Source organism: Pseudomonas sp. P4_B3, from assembly GCF_056402295.1.
In genome coordinates, this window is record NZ_JBFUHR010000007.1 from 262,105 (window position 1) to 278,360 (window position 16,256).

Sequence of the window (16,256 nt, forward strand, 5' to 3'; positions counted from 1 at the left end):
CTTTAATCGCTCGAGCTCGCAAAAAGCGCAAGCCGGTCGCCGAGATGAACGTGGTGCCTTACATCGACGTGATGTTGGTGCTGCTGGTCATCTTCATGGTGACCGCGCCGATGCTCAATCAGGGCGTGAAAGTTGATCTGCCCAAGGTTTCCAGCGAAGCCTTGCCGCAGGACAACAACACCCAGGTCCTGACCATTTCCATCAAATCCGACAAGACCTACTACTGGAACCTTGGCAGCGAAGTCGACACCGAAAAGCAGCAGGATCGGGCCATGACCCTGCCGCAGATGACTGACGCGGTGACCAAGATCATTCGCGTCGGCAACGAAGGCGGCAAGCGTACCCAGGTCTTCATCCGCGGCGACAAGAGTGTCGATTACGGCTCCGTCATGGGGGCCATGGGCGGGTTGCAGAAGGCCGGGGTCGGTAATGTTGGCTTGATTACCGAGGCGCCCTGATGCAGCAACAGCGAGAGCCGTCCGCCTCGGAAAGCTACTTCTGGCCTAGTGTCTGGGCGATTGGCTTGCACGTGCTGGTGTTCGGCATGCTGTTCGTCAGCTTTGCCTTTACCCCGGAACTGCCGCCGGCCAAGCCGATTGTCCAGGCGACCTTGTACCAGCTGAAATCGAAAAGTCGGGCGACCACCCAGACCAATCAGAAGATTGCCGGTGAGGCGCAGAAATCTGCTGCGCGTCAGACCGAAGTCGAGCAGATGGAACAGAAAAAGGTCGAGCAGGAAGCGGTGAAGGCTGCGGAACAAAAGAAAGAAGAGGCGGCTCAAAAGGCCGAAGAAGCCAAGAAGGCCGACGAGGCGAAGAAAGCGGACGAGGCGAAAAAGGCTGATGAAGCCAAAAAAGCCGACGATGCGAAGAAAACCGCGGAAGCCAAGAAGGCAGAAGAGAAACAATTGGCTGATATAGCCAAGAAGAAAGCTGAAGAAGAAGCCAAGAAAGCTGCAGAAGAAGAGGCCAAGAAAGCGGCCGCTGAAGAAGCCAAGAAAAAGATCGTCGAAGACGCGAAGAAGAAAGCCGCGGAAGACGCCAAGAAGAAAGCTGAAGCTGAAGAGGCGAAGAAGAAAGTCGCCGAGGAAGCGAAGAAGAAAGCTACTGCCGATGCTGCGAAGAAGAAATCGCAGGACGCGGCACGTAAATCCGCCGAAGACAAAAAGGCCCAGGCCCTGGCAGATTTGCTTTCCGACACGCCGCAGCGTCAGCAGGCGTTGGCCGATGAGCAGGGCGACGAAGTCGCCGGCAGTTTCGATGACCTGATTCGTGCGCGTGCAGCAGAAGGCTGGGCTCGTCCACCTTCGGCACGCAAAGGCATGACGGTCGTATTGCAAATCGGCATGTTGCCGGACGGTACGGTGACTTCGGTCAGCGTGTCCAGGTCCAGTGGCGACGGTCCGTTTGACGCCTCGGCTGTTGCAGCGGTGAAGAATATTGGACGTTTGACAGAAATGCAGGGAATGAAGCCGAGTGATTTCGCTCCGTATCGTTCATTCAAGATGACATTCACACCTGAGGATCTAGCCTTGTGAGAAACCTTCTTCGAGGAATGCTGGTCGTTATCTGCTGCATGGCAGGGATGGCGATGGCAGATGAGAAAAACATTCTGGTTACCAGTGGCAGCGATCGGGCGACCCCGATCGCCGTAGTACCGTTTGGCTTCCAGGGCGGTAGCGTGCTGCCGGACGACATGGCGGAAATTATCGGTAACGACCTGCGCAACTCGGGTTACTACTCGCCGCTTCCAAAGCAGAACATGATCAGCCAGCCGAGCCAGGCCAGCGAAATCATCTTCCGTGACTTCAAGGCGCTGGGTGCCCAGTACGTCATGGTCGGCAGCATTGTGCCGGCGGGCGGTCGCCTGCAGGTGCAATACGCACTGTTCAATGTCGCCACCGAACAGCAAGTGCTGACCGGCAGCGTGTCGGGCGGCGTCGATCAGTTGCGCGACATGGCGCACTACATCTCTGACCAGTCGTTCGAAAAGCTCACAGGTATCAAGGGTGCCTTCTCGACTCGCCTGCTGTATGTAACGGCCGAGCGTTTCTCCGAGAACAACACTCGCTACACCTTGCAACGTTCGGACTATGACGGTGCTCGCGCCGTGACCCTGCTGCAGTCGCGCGAGCCGATCCTGTCGCCGCGTTTCGCACCGGATGGCAAGCGCATCGCTTATGTCTCCTTCGAGCAGAAGCGTCCACGCATCTTCATGCAGAACATCGACACCGGTCGCCGTGAGCAGATCACCAACTTCGAAGGCCTGAACGGTGCGCCAGCCTGGTCGCCGGATGGCAATCGTCTGGCGTTCGTGCTGTCCAAAGACGGCAACCCGGACATCTATGTGATGAACCTGGGTTCGCGTCAGATCAGCCGTGTCACCAACGGTCCTGGCATCAACACCGAACCGTTCTGGGGCAAGGATGGCTCGACCATCTACTTCACGTCGGACCGTGGCGGCAAACCGCAGATCTACAAGACCAGCGCGGGTGGTGGCGGTGCCGAACGTGTGACGTTCGTCGGTAACTACAACGCCAACCCTAAACTGTCGGCTGATGAAAAGACGCTTGTCATGATTCACCGTCAGGATGGCTTCACCAATTTCAAGGTGGCGGCCCAGGATTTGCAGCGCGGTAGTGTAAAAATCCTCACTGATAGCACTCTGGACGAGTCGCCTACTGTCGCGCCCAACGGCACCATGGTAATCTACGCCACCCGCCAGCAGGGCCGGGGAGTCTTGATGCTCGTGTCCATCAACGGACGCGTAAGGCTCCCGCTTCCTACCGCACAAGGCGAAGTCAGAGAACCTTCCTGGTCCCCTTACCTGAACTGACGCGGCGCTATACGTTGTACTTAACACACTGGGGTTCATTAGGAGTTTCACGATGGAAATGCTGAAGTTTGGTAAATTTGCTGCGCTGGCACTGGCCATGGCTGTAGCTGTAGGTTGCTCGTCCAAAGGCGGCGACAATGCCGGTGAAGGCGCGGTAGATCCAAACGCTGGTTACGGCGCAAACACTGGTGCAGTTGACGGCTCCCTGAGCGAAGAAGCTGCACTGCGCGCTATCACCACTTTCTACTTCGAATACGACAGTTCGGACCTGAAGCCAGAAGCCATGCGCGCTCTGGACGTTCACGCCAAAGACCTGAAAGCAAACGGCGCTCGCGTTGTTCTGGAAGGCAACACCGACGAACGTGGTACTCGTGAGTACAACATGGCACTGGGCGAGCGTCGTGCGAAAGCCGTTCAGCGCTACCTGGTACTGCAAGGCGTTTCCCCAGCTCAGCTGGAACTGGTTTCCTACGGCGAAGAGCGTCCAGTTGCTACCGGCAACGACGAGCAGTCCTGGGCTCAAAACCGTCGCGTCGAACTGCGTAAGTAATTCGTCATGCGAACGTGCCGTCGTGCTGTAACTGTTTTGGCTCTCAGCCTCGCACCGTTTGCGGTGTGGGCTGCGGTTCCTGTGGTCGAGGACAACTCCGGCTATAACAATAGCGGGAGCAGTTATCCGCCTGCGGGTTACGGTACGAACGGCGCCTATGCCGGGGGAGGGGTTTCGGCCCCTGTCTCGGCACAGGGCGAACTGTTCAACCAACTGCAATCAATGCAGCAACAGATCGAGCGCCAGCAAGGTGCGATTGAAGTTCTGCAAAATGATGTAGCGCGCATGAAGCAGGAAAACCTGGAGCGATACCAGGATCTTGATCGGCGCATAGGAACCGGCGTTGCACCAGCCGCGAATCCTCAGAATTCTTCCACCGGTGGTGATTTGAATGCCCCCGGTGCAGCCGCAGGTGCGGCAGCTGGCGCAGCCGCCGCTCAAGCACCTGCCGCAGGTGGCGAGCCGGCAGATCCGGCGAAGGAAAAGCTCTATTACGATGCTGCCTTCGACCTGATCAAGGCCAAGGATTTCGACAAGGCCAGTCAGGCTTTCGCCGCATTCCTGCGCAAATACCCGAACAGCCAGTATGCGGGCAATGCCCAGTACTGGTTGGGCGAAGTGAACCTGGCCAAGGGCGATCTGCAAGGTGCAGGTCAGGCATTTGCCAAGGTTTCGCAGCTGTATCCCAAGCACGCCAAAGTGCCTGATTCGCTGTACAAGCTCGCTGATGTGGAGCGCCGCTTGGGTCATACCGACCGGGTCAAAGGTATTCTGCAGCAGGTTGTGTCCCAATATCCGGGCACTTCCGCCGCTCAACTGGCCCAGCGCGATCTGCAGAAAATGTAAGCCTGCTTGACCTGTTTTGAAGAAACCCGCGCTTGTCGCGGGTTTTTTCGTTAGAATTCACACCCTTTTTCTGAAACACGCTTTTTGGGATCTGCGCATTGCCGGGGTTCCTTGAAGTGCCTGACGGAGGCGGACAGCCTGTTTAGCTGTTACGCCCGTGGCGACTATGCAAGACACATTGAGAATCACCGAAGTTTTCTACTCGTTGCAGGGTGAAACTCGGACTGCCGGGCTGCCCACTGTTTTTGTGCGCCTGACCGGTTGTCCGTTGCGTTGCCAATACTGCGACAGCGCCTACGCGTTCACCGGCGGGACCATCCGCACCCTCGACGATATCCTCGAGCAGGTCGCCGGTTTTCGTCCGCGATACGTCTGTGTCACGGGCGGCGAGCCCCTGGCGCAACCCAACGCCATTCCCTTGCTCAAGCGCCTGTGTGACGCCGGTTACGAAGTGTCACTGGAAACCAGTGGCTCTATCGATATCTCGGCAGTAGATTCCCGGGTCAGTCGCGTTGTCGACCTGAAAACCCCGGGTTCGAAGGAAGCACACCGCAATCGCTACGAAAATATTGAGCTGCTCACGCCCAACGATCAGGTGAAGTTTGTCATCTGCTCGCGGGAGGACTATGACTGGTCCGTTTCCAAGCTGATCCAGTACGGTCTGGAACAGCGTGCCGGCGAAGTCCTGTTCTCGCCAAGTCACCATGATCTCAATGCCAGGGACCTGGCGGACTGGGTGGTGGCGGACAATCTGCCAGTGCGTTTGCAGTTGCAACTGCATAAATATCTATGGAATGACGAGCCGGGGCGCTGAAATGACTGAACAACTCAATACTGCTGAAAAACGTGCGGTCATCCTGCTGTCCGGTGGCCTGGACTCGGCGACCGTCGTGGCCATGGCGCGCGCCGAAGGCTACAGCTGCTACACCATGAGCTTCGACTACGGTCAGCGCTCTCACGCCGAACTGCACGCCGCCGAGCGTGTGGCGCGGGACCTGGGTGTGGTCGAGCACAAGGTGATCGGTCTGAACCTGAACGGCATGGGCGGCTCGGCGCTGACCGACAGCAGCATCGATATTCCGGAAGAGTTGGGTGAGGGCATTCCGGTGACTTACGTGCCTGCGCGTAACACGGTGTTCCTGTCCCTGGCCCTGGGCTGGGCTGAAGTACTCGGCGCACGTGACATCTTCATCGGTGTCAATGCGGTGGATTACTCCGGTTACCCGGACTGCCGTCCCGAGTTCATCGAGTCGTTCGAGCGCATGGCCAACCTGGCAACCAAGGCCGGCGTGGAAGGCAATGGCTTCCGCATCCAGGCACCGCTGCAAAACCTCAGCAAGGCGCAGATCGTCCAGGCCGGCGTTAAGCTTGGCGTGGATTATGGTCTGACCGTTTCCTGCTATCAGGCCGACGATAACGGTCGCGCCTGCGGCAAGTGCGACAGCTGCCGACTGCGTGCAGAAGGCTTTGCGGCGGCCGGAATCAGCGATCCAACCCCTTATTTTTGATTTATTTCAAAATAGGTGTTGAATAGTCCTTAAAAATCAGTATTATACGCGCCACCACACAGCGGGTCGTTAGCTCAGTTGGTAGAGCAGTTGGCTTTTAACCAATTGGTCGTAGGTTCGAATCCCACACGACCCACCATTTTTGGCGGTTTAGAAAATCCGGAAGGCCCACGCAAGTGAGGATTTCCGGGTTTTTTTTTGCCTGAAATTCAGTGCTGGCAGGTCTGGAGGGTGGGGCTTTCGCTAAGGTATTAATGGTTGCCCGGTTTTACCGCGTCGCCGCGATTTTCAGTTCCCACGGTTTAAAACTCAGCCACAACAACACCCCTGGTACCTGCAACGCGATCATCACTCCCAGCGACCACTGATAAGCCTCCACTGGATGCCCTTGTCCAGATCTTGGCCACAGGTTCAGGATTTCCCCCATCAACCATTGCAAGACGAACGCCAATACGAACACCACCAGGTTGAACGACGAACTGACCCGCCCGGCAAGTTCAGGGGATACCGACTGAGCCACGATCGCGTAGTTCATGGTGGTGGAAGTGCCGAAGAAGCTGAACCCCATAGCAATCAGTAGCGGCGATACGGGTAGTCCGCTGATCATCAGTGATTGAAATACGATGAAGATTGAAACCCCGGCGCCGCACACCATGATCGGCTGCACACCAAAGCGCCGCAGGTAGTCGGTGAACGAGCCGAAGGCCAGCGAGCCTGCCACCATCGCCACGGTGCCCCAGAGCAAGGTGTTGGCCATACTGGACTCGTTCAAATGTGCGACATCGCGTAGCCACGGCCCCATCCATAGCGACAGCACCGACATGTAGATCGCATGGGCAAACACCGAGTACAACGCCAGTCGCCAAAATACCCTGGAGGAGTAAAGCCTTCCCACTGCCTTGGACATTTCGGCAAGAGTGGTGTGTTTGGGGTTGTAGGTGCGCGGCACGCTCCGATGAATGACTACGCAGACGAACAAAGTCAGCAGCGCCAGAATCAAGAATGCTTCACGCCATGAGATCCACTTGAGCAGTTCATGCAACGGCGTGGTGGACGCCATTGCGCCCAAGCCGCCCACAGATAACAGGCATGCTGTACTCAGCGGCAGGCGTTCGGCAGGCAGCCAGATGGCACACGCTTTGATCGCACTCATCAGCGAGCCAGCAACACCTAGGCCGATCAGGCCGCGACCAATGATCAAGCCCAGTTCCGTATGGGAGAAGCTGAAAATCAGCGAGCCCAACACAGCGAACAGCAGCATGGGTGCCTGCACGCTACGCGGACCGTAGCGGTCGAGCATGACCCCCAGCGGAATCTGCGCTGCGGCGAAAGTCAGAAAGTACACACCGGTAAGCAGGCCCAGGCTGCTGGCGGGCAGGTGCAGTTCCCGCTCCAGATCCACATAGATCAAGGCGTTGACCGTGCGAAACAGGTAGGACACAAAATGCCCGAGGCCAAAGGGGATGAATATGGTCAAAAACAAGTACAAAAACGAGTGTCTGGTTTCCTGGTCGGCTTTTGCGCAAGAGCCTGAATTCTCGTTACTCATGTCGCAAGAGCCTCGCATGTGGAAAATGTCGTGCGTATTTCACAGCAGAAACGCCCCCGCTCTTCTTCAAGCCAAAGCCCATCAGGGCACGGTCTCATTTCTGAGAACTTTACGTGGACAGCGTTCCTCAGGGCGTTGCTGATGCCGTCTAAGGACAACGGGTTATCGACGTCGAGGAACAGCGGTTTGGGTTCGGTATCGATATTGATGAAGGCATAGCGGGACAAACCATTGCAGGGTTTTAGTGCAAATAAGTTTCTTTCTGCTCGACAGAGGCTATCCAGCCCCAAACAGTGTGTCATTCCTATTTTTGTAGGAGATGGGTCATTGGTTTTGTAGGATTCTTCCGGTTTTTCGATCATGTGTGCATCGACTGTCATGTCGATGTCCGATCAGTACAGGTGCAAAGTGATCCCGAATTCCACATGACCCACCATTTTCAAGCAGTTTTAAAGATCTGGAGGGCCCACGTATGTGAGGATTTCCGGATTTTTTTCTGCCTGCGATTTAATTCAGCGATGCGCCAGGCTGCGCAGGTCAGAATCATCTTTTGCATCCGTCGGATATTCTGTAGCCTTGCGCAGCTTCAACGCTGTCCGTGCCTGATGAATACTCACTTTCCCGGCGGTACCCTGTAGGGTCCGGAGCCGGGTGTATACTCGACTTTCGCGCGAATGCGCCTGCAGGTCTTGCGAACATGACGCAAATTTCCGAACGCCTTCTGGTTCAAGCCCACCTCGACGCCAAGCAGCCCAAGCCGCTGACCGCCGATGAAGAGGCTTATTACCGTGCCGCCATCGCTGCCGAGCTCAAGGCTCAGGACGCGGTGCTGGTGGCCCACTTCTATTGTGACCCTGTCATTCAGGCGCTGGCCGAAGAGACGGGCGGCTGTGTCTCCGACTCGCTGGAGATGGCCCGTTTCGGCAACGCCCATCCGGCCAAGACCGTGGTCGTCGCCGGCGTGAAGTTCATGGGTGAGACCGCCAAGATCCTCAACCCCGAAAAACGCGTGCTGATGCCGACGCTCGAAGCGACCTGTTCGCTCGACCTGGGTTGCCCGGTGGACGAATTTTCCGCGTTCTGCGATCAACACCCGGAACGCACGGTGGTGGTGTACGCCAACACTTCGGCTGCGGTAAAGGCCCGAGCGGATTGGGTGGTGACCTCAAGCTGTGCGCTGGAAATCGTCGAAAGCCTGATGGACAACGGCGAGACCATCATCTGGGGCCCGGACAAGCACCTGGGGACCTACATCCAGCGCCAGACCGGTGCTGACATGCTGCTGTGGGACGGTGCCTGCATCGTTCACGAAGAGTTCAAGTCCAAGCAGCTTGAAGACATGAAGGCGCTGTACCCGGATGCTGCGATCCTGGTGCACCCGGAGTCGCCGACATCGGTGATTGAACTGGCCGATGCCGTGGGTTCCACCAGTCAGTTGATCGCGGCGGCACAGAGCCTGCCGAACAAGACGCTGATCGTGGCGACCGACCGCGGCATCTTCTACAAGATGCAGCAGCTGTGCCCGGACAAGGTCTTTATCGAAGCCCCGACGGCAGGTAACGGCGCGGCGTGCCGCAGTTGTGCGCATTGCCCGTGGATGGCCATGAACACCCTTGAGCGCACGCTCAAGGCGTTGAAGGAAGGGGCGAACGAAATCTTTGTCGACCCGGCGCTGATCCCTCAGGCGATCCGCCCGCTCAAGCGCATGCTCGATTTCACCCAGGCGGCGCGGATGAAGCTGGCCGGTAACGCTTAAAAGCCAGAAAGCAAAAGATCGCAGCCTTCGGCAGCTCCTACAGGTGTAAATGAAACCCTGTAGGAGCTGCCGAAGGCTGCGATCTTTTTTGTGGGCGTTACTTGGTCTTCTTCGGAATCCGCACCAGTTCGGTATTGGAATACATGTCATGCCAGCTGCGTTTCTGTTTGTCGAACAACGACCAGAAGAATCCCAGACCAACACACAGCACCGAAGCAAGCGACACGACAAAGCGCAGCAACGCCTGCCACAGGCTGATGGATGAGCCATCGGCGTTCTGCACGCGGATGCACCAGACCTGCATGCCCAGCGTCTGACCGGACCAGGTCCAGAATTTGGCGAAGAAGCCGAACAGTACGAACAACAGCACCGTCGAGAGCAGGGGATCGCCGTCCAGCGCACCCGCTTCGGTCAGGGTGCGCATCCTTTCTTCGCCGATGATCGCCATCTGGATCATCTTGTAGATGCCGCTGGTGACGATCAGCAGGGCGGTACACAGCAGGAAATCATAGAACATGGCTGCCAGGCGACGACCCAGGCCAGCGGCAGGAAAGTCGCCCTGGGGAGTAAGCAGGTGTTTCGACATGGCAGGCTCTCGGCGAAAAAAGAAGCCATTTTACGGATTTACGCGCACAAAAAAGCCCCTGATGTCAGCATCAGGGGCTTTTTCGTTACAGAAGATTAACCTTCCGCTTGTACTTCGTCAGCCTGCATGCCTTTCTGGCCCTGCACGGCGATGAAAGTCACTTTCTGGCCTTCTTTCAGGCTCTTGAAGCCGTTGCCCTGGATAGCGCGGAAATGCACGAACAGATCCGGACCGCTTTCAGGAGTGATAAAACCAAAACCTTTCTCGTCGTTAAACCACTTGACGGTACCGCTCTGACGTTGGGACATTTCTTATTTCCTTTGACGCAAAAAATTAATGACAGTCTCCTTCTCATGAAAGAGTACTGGGGCTGGTTGCAGGAGAGTAAGAAGACGTCGAACGGGATGTAGCTAACTTGTAGGCTACTGCCCAGGTCACGATTCCAAGCGACCCATGCAAACACAGTGAACAAACTCTACGCCAACTACGGGAGAAAAAACAAGCCCTGTGAGGGCCCCGTATTTCCTCAGGTTGATGGCAAAGTAAGTCCACTAGTGCGGCCTTATTCGCTAACCCTGTTCAAATGTTTTCGATCGTTATAAGCAAAGTTCATAATCGAAGCTTATAGCCAAACGATGCACTGTTATATGGCGGTTGCGTTACACATTAGTACACCGTTAACGCAACCGCGTTACTTATAGGAACAGTCAATCAGCCGCGATAGTAGCGTTGTGGAACAAATGGCATTTTGCTTACAAGCAAAGGCACCTTTTTCCCACGAACGATCGCCCAAACCGGTGTGTCCAGTGCGATATAAGCGCTGTCGACATAACCCATGGCCAGCGGCCCGCCCAGGGTTGGCCCGAAACCGCCGCTGCAGACGCTACCGATGATGTCGCCGGCTTCGTTGACGATCTCGGCGCCTTCACGCACGGGTGTACGTTCCTGCGGTAACAAACCTACACGTTTGCGGTTCACGCCTGCCTGTTGCTGGGCGAATACGCTTTCGGCGCCAGGGAAGCCGCCGGCCCGTGCGCCATCAGCGCGACGTGGCTTGGAGATCGCCCACAGCAGGCTTGCTTCGATCGGGGTGGTGTCGGTGTTCATGTCGTGGCCGTACAGGCACAGGCCGGCTTCCAGGCGCAGGGAGTCGCGAGCGCCAAGGCCGATGGCGGCCACTTCGGCTTCAGCGAGCAGTGCGCGAGCCAGTGCTTCGGCGTTGGCGGCGGGTACGGAAATTTCGTAGCCGTCTTCACCGGTGTAACCCGAACGGCTGACAAAGCAGTCCACGCCCAGCAGCTTCACGCGGGCGAACTGCATGAAGGTCATCTTTGCAACTGTAGGGGCCAGGCGTGCCAGCACGGTCACGGCTGCCGGGCCTTGCAGGGCGAGCAGGGCGCGCTCTTCGAACAGCGGCTCGATCGTGCACTGGTCGCCAATGTGCTTGCGCAGATGTGCCAGGTCCTGATCCTTGCAGGCGGCGTTGACCACCAGGAACAGTTCGTCGTTGCCCAGGTTGGCGACCATCAGGTCGTCAAGGATGCCGCCCGTCGCATTGGTGAACATGGCGTAGCGCTGCATGCCCACCGGCAGGTCGATGATGTCCACCGGCACCAGGGTTTCCAGGGCTTTGGCGGCATTGGCGCCGGTCAGGCGAATCTGGCCCATGTGCGAGACATCGAACAGCCCGGCCTGGTCGCGGGTGTGCTGGTGTTCCTTCATCACGCCCAGCGGGTACTGGACGGGCATGTCGTAGCCGGCGAACGGCACCATGCGCGCGCCGAGTTCGATGTGCAGTGCGTGCAACGGGGTTTTCAACAGTTGTTCGGTGGACATATTCAGCTCCTGAAGAAGGGTGCAGATGAGCGCACATCAGCACTCGATAATGTTGACCGCCAAACCGCCACGGGCGGTTTCCTTGTATTTGCTTTTCATGTCGGCGCCGGTCTGGCGCATGGTGCGAATGACCTTGTCGAGGGAAACGAAGTGTTGCCCGTCGCCGCGCAGGGCCATGCGCACGGCATTGATGGCCTTGACCGAGCCCATGGCGTTGCGCTCGATGCAAGGCACTTGCACCAGCCCGCCAATCGGGTCGCAGGTCAGTCCGAGGTTGTGTTCCATGCCGATTTCCGCGGCGTTCTCCACTTGTTGCACAGTGCCGCCAAGCACTTCGCACAAGGCACCGGCGGCCATCGAGCAGGCAACGCCGACTTCGCCCTGGCAGCCGACTTCGGCGCCGGAGATCGAAGCGTTTTCCTTGTACAGAATGCCGATGGCCGCGGCAGTGAGCAGAAAACGCACCACGCCGTCGTCATTGGAACCCGGGATAAAGCGCATGTAGTAATGCAGCACCGCTGGAATGATCCCGGCCGCGCCGTTGGTGGGGGCGGTGACCACGCGCCCCCCATTGGCGTTTTCTTCATTGACCGCCAGGGCGTACAGGTTGACCCAGTCGAGCACTGACAGCGGGTCGCGCAACGACGATTCCGGGTTCTTGCACAACTGCCGATGCAGCGCGGCGGCCCGGCGCTTGACCTTCAGCCCGCCGGGCAGGATGCCTTCATTACGGCATCCGGCGGCGACACAGTCCTGCATCACTTGCCAGATGTTCAGCAGGCCGGTGCGGGTTTCCGCTTCCGGGCGCCAGGCGCTTTCGTTGGTCAGCATCACCTGGCTGATCGACAGCCCGTATTTGACGCAATGACCGAGAAGATCCTTGGCACTTTTGAACGGAAAGGTCAGGGGGGTGGCGTCTTCGACGATGCGATCGGCGCCGGCGGCGTCCTCATCGACCACAAAACCGCCGCCGACCGAGTAGTACTCGCGGCTACGGACTTGCAGGCCCGCTGCGTCGAAGGCGCGGAAAATCATGCCGTTGGGGTGATACGCCAACGGTTTGCGAATCATCGCCAGGTGTTCTTTCTCGTTGAACGCAATGCTGTGTTCGCCGAGCAGGTTCAAGCGTCCGTTGCTGCGGATTTCTTGCAGGCGCGCGGCGACGGTTTCCGTATCCACGGTGTCCGGGTGTTCACCTTCCAGGCCCAGCAACACAGCCTTGTCACTGCCGTGGCCTTTGCCGGTGGCGCCGAGCGAGCCGTACAGCTCGACCTTGACGCAGGTGGTGGCCGTCAGCAGCCCTTCACGGCGCAGGCCTTCGACGAAACGCGCAGCGGCGCGCATCGGACCGACGGTGTGGGAGCTGGAGGGGCCGATGCCAATCTTGAACAGGTCGAACACGCTTAACGACATGGTGGTTCTCCGGTTTCTTGTTATAGGCGTATCACGGGAGATGCTGTGCTACAGGAGATTTGCGGTGTTCTTGAGTGGGGCGGATGATTCCGCCCCACTCATTGGTTTAAGCGTAGCTTTCGATCGACGGGCAGGCGCAGACCAGGTTGCGGTCGCCGAACACGTTGTCGACGCGACCGACCGGCGGCCAGTACTTGCCTTCGATCAACAACGCAACCGGGTACACCGCCTGCTCACGGCTGTACGGGTGCGACCACTCGCCGACCAGTTCCTTGGCGGTGTGCGGCGCGTTTTTCAGCGGGTTGTCGTCCTTGTCCAGGGTGCCGTTTTCCACTGCGCGGATTTCTTCGCGGATGCGGATCATGGCGTCGCAGAAGCGGTCCAGTTCTTCCTTGGATTCGCTTTCGGTCGGCTCGATCATCAGCGTGCCGGCCACCGGGAACGACATGGTCGGCGCGTGGAAACCGAAGTCGATCAGGCGCTTGGCGACGTCATCGACGCTGATGCCGCTGCTGTCTTTCAGTGGGCGCAGGTCGAGGATGCACTCATGCGCCACCAGGCCGTTGCTGCCGGTGTACAGCACCGGGTAGTGCTCTTCGAGGCGACGGGAGATGTAGTTGGCATTGAGGATCGCCAGCTGCGAAGCACGCTTGAGGCCCGCGCCACCCATCATACGAATGTACATCCAGGTGATCGGCAGAATGCTCGCGCTGCCGAACGGTGCCGCGCAAACGGCGCCTTCCTTGCGCTCCATCTGTGCGTGGCCCGGCAGGAATGGCGCCAAGTGCGATTTCACACCGATCGGGCCGACGCCCGGGCCGCCACCGCCGTGGGGGATGCAGAAGGTTTTGTGCAGGTTCAGGTGCGAAACGTCGCCGCCGAACTTGCCCGGGGCGCAGAGGCCGACCATGGCGTTCATGTTGGCGCCGTCGATGTACACCTGGCCGCCGTTGTCATGAATGATGCCGCAGATTTCGCGGATGCCTTCTTCGAACACACCGTGGGTCGACGGGTAGGTGATCATCAGCGCAGCGAGGTGTTCGCGGTGCTCGATGGCCTTGGCGCGCAGGTCTTCGATGTCGACGTTGCCGCGGGCATCGCAGGCGGTGACGACCACGCGCATGCCGGCCATTTGTGCGGTGGCCGGGTTGGTACCGTGGGCCGACGACGGGATCAGGCAGATGTCGCGACGGTCTTCGCCACGACTCTGGTGGTAGGCACGGATCGCCAGCAGACCTGCGTATTCACCCTGGGAGCCGGCGTTCGGTTGCAGCGAAACCGAGTCATAACCGGTGGCGGCGCAGAGCATCGCTTCCAGCTCGTCGGTCAATTGCTGGTAGCCGGCGCTTTGCTCGGCCGGGGCGAACGGGTGCAGGGCACCGAACTCGGCCCAGGTCACCGGGATCATTTCGCTGGCGGCGTTGAGTTTCATGGTGCACGAACCCAGCGGGATCATGGTGCGGTCCAGCGCCAGGTCCTTGTCCGCCAGTTTGCGCAGGTAACGCATCAGCTCGGTTTCCGAGTGATAGCGGTTGAACACCGGGTGGCTGAGGATCGGCGACTGACGTACCAGCGTGGCCGGGATGGCGCTCTGCACCGAGGCGGCGAGGGCGGCGAAGTCCGGCAGGGCCTTGCCGTCGGACAGAAGGCTCCACAGGGTTTCAACGTCGGCCTGAGTGGTGGTTTCGTCCAGGGACAGGCCCAGGCGCTCACCATCGACCACGCGCAGGTTGATGCGCTGGGCGTGCGCCTTGTCGTGCAGGGCGGCGGTTTGCGCGCCGGTCTTCACGGTCAGGGTGTCGAAGAAGCTCGCTTGCTCGACGCTCAGGCCCAATGTGCTCAAGCCTTTGGCCAGGATCGCAGTCAGGTGATGCACGCGATTGGCGATTTGCGTCAGGCCTTTTGGACCGTGGTACACGGCGTACATGCTGGCGATGTTGGCCAGCAGCACTTGCGCGGTGCAGATGTTGCTGGTGGCTTTCTCGCGACGGATGTGTTGCTCGCGGGTCTGCATGGCCAGGCGCAGGGCCGGGTTGCCGAAACGGTCTACGGAAACACCGACCAGGCGGCCCGGCATGTCACGCTTGAACGCGTCCTTGGTGGAGAAGTACGCCGCGTGCGGGCCACCGAAGCCCAACGGCACGCCGAAGCGCTGTGCGCTGCCGATGGCCACGTCGGCGCCGAATTCGCCCGGCGCGGTCAGCACGGTCAGGGCCAGCAGGTCGGCAGCCACGGCAACGAGGGCATTGGCGGCGTGGAAGCGTTCGGTCAGCTCGCGGTAATCGAACACGTCACCGTTGCTCGCCGGGTATTGCAGCAGTGCGCCGAAGAACGGCGTCACGTCAGTCAGTTCGCGCTCGTCGCCAACCACCACGTCGATGCCCAGGGGCTCGGCACGGGTGCGCAGTACGTCGAGGGTCTGCGGGTGGCAATGCACGGAGGCGAAGAAGGCGTGGCTGCCCTTGTTCTTGCTCAGGCGTTTGCAGAAGGTCATGGCTTCGGCAGCGGCGGTGGCTTCGTCCAGCAGCGAGGCATTGGCGATCGGCAGGCCGGTGAGGTCGCTGATCAGGGTCTGGAAGTTCAGCAGCGCTTCGAGACGGCCTTGGGAGATTTCTGGCTGGTACGGGGTGTAGGCGGTGTACCAGGCCGGGTTTTCGAGCAGGTTGCGCAGGATCGGCGACGGCGTGTGGGTGCCGTAGTAGCCCTGGCCGATGAAGGTCTTGAACAGCTGGTTTTTAGTCGCGATGGACTTGATCAAGGCCAGGGCATCGGCTTCGCTCAAACCGTCTTCCAGGCCGAGGACGCTGGTGCCCTTGATGCTGTCGGGAATCACGCTGGCGCTCAGGGCTTCCAGGGAGTCGAAGCCGAGGCTGTTGAGCATGGCTTGCTCGTCACCGGCGCGCGGGCCGATGTGACGGGCGATGAATTCGTTGGCGGTGGTCAAATTTATTTGAGTCATGTCGGTGCTCCTCAGGCTTCGGCTTGGGCTTTGATCAGGCGGTCGTAGGCGTCCTGATCCAGCAGTTGGCCGACAGCGGTGGCATCGGCAGGTTTAAAGCGGAAGAACCAGCCTTCGCCCAGCGGATCTTCGTTGACCAGTTCAGGGCTGCTGTCGAGCGCCGGGTTCACTTCCAGCACTTCGCCGTCCAGCGGCATGTACACGCCGCTGGCAGCCTTTACCGATTCCACGGTGGCGGCTTCGGCGCCTTTGTCGTAGGACTGCAGCTCAGGCAGTTGAACGAAAACCACGTCGCCCAGGGCGTTCTGTGCGAAAGCGGTGATGCCGACCGTGACGCTGCCGTCAGCTTCGGTGCGCAGCCATTCGTGATCTTCAGTAAAACGCAACTCGCTCATGGAAACTCCTAAGGGGCCAGACT

The 16,256-nt window shown here is 59.0% G+C and carries 16 protein-coding genes and 1 tRNA gene; 9 read left to right on the forward strand and 8 right to left on the reverse strand.

Annotated elements, in window-relative coordinates:
* The first annotated feature begins 5 nt into the window (after positions 1–5).
* The 8 genes from tolR (at position 6) to AC1DWG_RS10005 (ending at position 5,878) form a co-directional block, all read left to right on the forward strand.
* On the forward strand, positions 6–458 hold the full coding sequence (gene tolR, locus AC1DWG_RS09970; RefSeq protein WP_162135951.1) for a protein TolR: 453 nt from the start codon (positions 6–8) through the stop codon (positions 456–458).
* A complete protein-coding gene (tolA, locus tag AC1DWG_RS09975; RefSeq protein ID WP_477787710.1) occupies positions 458–1,537 on the forward strand; it encodes a cell envelope integrity protein TolA in 1,080 nt (359 codons plus the stop codon). Before tolR ends, tolA begins: the two co-directional genes overlap by 1 nt.
* 17 nt (positions 1,538–1,554) lie before the next feature.
* Complete coding sequence (gene tolB, locus AC1DWG_RS09980) at positions 1,555–2,835, forward strand: Tol-Pal system beta propeller repeat protein TolB (RefSeq protein WP_167362903.1); 1,281 nt, start codon at positions 1,555–1,557, stop codon at positions 2,833–2,835.
* A 52-nt stretch (positions 2,836–2,887) separates the two neighbouring features.
* Positions 2,888–3,385, forward strand: coding sequence for a peptidoglycan-associated lipoprotein Pal (gene pal / locus AC1DWG_RS09985; RefSeq protein ID WP_003178634.1), 498 nt, complete (start codon positions 2,888–2,890; stop codon positions 3,383–3,385).
* 6 nt (positions 3,386–3,391) lie between these two features.
* Entirely contained in the window at positions 3,392–4,231 is an 840-nt protein-coding gene (gene ybgF, locus AC1DWG_RS09990; RefSeq protein WP_477762780.1) for a tol-pal system protein YbgF, read from the forward strand.
* 166 nt (positions 4,232–4,397) lie between these two features.
* The gene (gene queE / locus AC1DWG_RS09995; protein ID WP_477762781.1) at positions 4,398–5,045 is read left to right on the forward strand and encodes a 7-carboxy-7-deazaguanine synthase QueE; all 648 of its coding nucleotides are present in this window, start codon (positions 4,398–4,400) and stop codon (positions 5,043–5,045) included.
* Position 5,046: 1 nt separating this feature from the next.
* On the forward strand, positions 5,047–5,739 hold the full coding sequence (gene queC / locus AC1DWG_RS10000) for a 7-cyano-7-deazaguanine synthase QueC (RefSeq protein ID WP_007982287.1): 693 nt from the start codon (positions 5,047–5,049) through the stop codon (positions 5,737–5,739).
* Between the two features lie 63 nt (positions 5,740–5,802).
* Positions 5,803–5,878 (forward strand) — tRNA-Lys (locus AC1DWG_RS10005).
* 129 nt (positions 5,879–6,007) lie between these two features.
* Here AC1DWG_RS10005 and AC1DWG_RS10010 read toward each other — a convergent pair.
* Together AC1DWG_RS10010 and AC1DWG_RS10015 are read right to left on the reverse strand one after the other, a co-directional pair.
* A complete protein-coding gene (locus tag AC1DWG_RS10010) occupies positions 6,008–7,288 on the reverse strand; it encodes an MFS transporter (protein WP_477787711.1) in 1,281 nt (426 codons plus the stop codon).
* Entirely contained in the window at positions 7,285–7,668 is a 384-nt protein-coding gene (locus tag AC1DWG_RS10015; RefSeq protein WP_477762783.1) for a hypothetical protein, read from the reverse strand. Before AC1DWG_RS10015 ends, AC1DWG_RS10010 begins: the two co-directional genes overlap by 4 nt.
* Positions 7,669–7,985: 317 nt before the next feature.
* Here AC1DWG_RS10015 and nadA point away from each other — a divergent pair, with 317 nt between their 5' ends.
* Positions 7,986–9,044, forward strand: a complete 1,059-nt coding sequence (gene nadA / locus AC1DWG_RS10020) for a quinolinate synthase NadA (protein WP_007995624.1) — start codon at positions 7,986–7,988, stop codon at positions 9,042–9,044.
* A 97-nt stretch (positions 9,045–9,141) separates the two neighbouring features.
* Here nadA and AC1DWG_RS10025 read toward each other — a convergent pair whose 3' ends face one another.
* The 6 genes from AC1DWG_RS10025 to gcvH form a co-directional block, all read right to left on the reverse strand.
* Positions 9,142–9,630: an RDD family protein gene (locus tag AC1DWG_RS10025; protein ID WP_477752523.1), complete on the reverse strand. Its 489-nt coding sequence runs from the start codon at positions 9,628–9,630 to the stop codon at positions 9,142–9,144.
* 95 nt (positions 9,631–9,725) lie between these two features.
* Positions 9,726–9,938: a cold-shock protein gene (locus AC1DWG_RS10030; protein ID WP_007931076.1), complete on the reverse strand. Its 213-nt coding sequence runs from the start codon at positions 9,936–9,938 to the stop codon at positions 9,726–9,728.
* A 403-nt stretch (positions 9,939–10,341) separates the two neighbouring features.
* The gene (gcvT, locus tag AC1DWG_RS10035) at positions 10,342–11,466 is read right to left on the reverse strand and encodes a glycine cleavage system aminomethyltransferase GcvT (protein WP_477762784.1); all 1,125 of its coding nucleotides are present in this window, start codon (positions 11,464–11,466) and stop codon (positions 10,342–10,344) included.
* A 36-nt stretch (positions 11,467–11,502) separates the two neighbouring features.
* Positions 11,503–12,879: an L-serine ammonia-lyase gene (locus tag AC1DWG_RS10040; RefSeq protein WP_477762785.1), complete on the reverse strand. Its 1,377-nt coding sequence runs from the start codon at positions 12,877–12,879 to the stop codon at positions 11,503–11,505.
* A 106-nt stretch (positions 12,880–12,985) separates the two neighbouring features.
* Complete coding sequence (gene gcvP, locus AC1DWG_RS10045) at positions 12,986–15,838, reverse strand: aminomethyl-transferring glycine dehydrogenase (RefSeq protein WP_477787712.1); 2,853 nt, start codon at positions 15,836–15,838, stop codon at positions 12,986–12,988.
* 11 nt (positions 15,839–15,849) lie between these two features.
* Positions 15,850–16,233, reverse strand: a complete 384-nt coding sequence (gcvH, locus tag AC1DWG_RS10050; protein ID WP_477762787.1) for a glycine cleavage system protein GcvH — start codon at positions 16,231–16,233, stop codon at positions 15,850–15,852.
* Positions 16,234–16,256 lie beyond the last annotated feature (23 nt).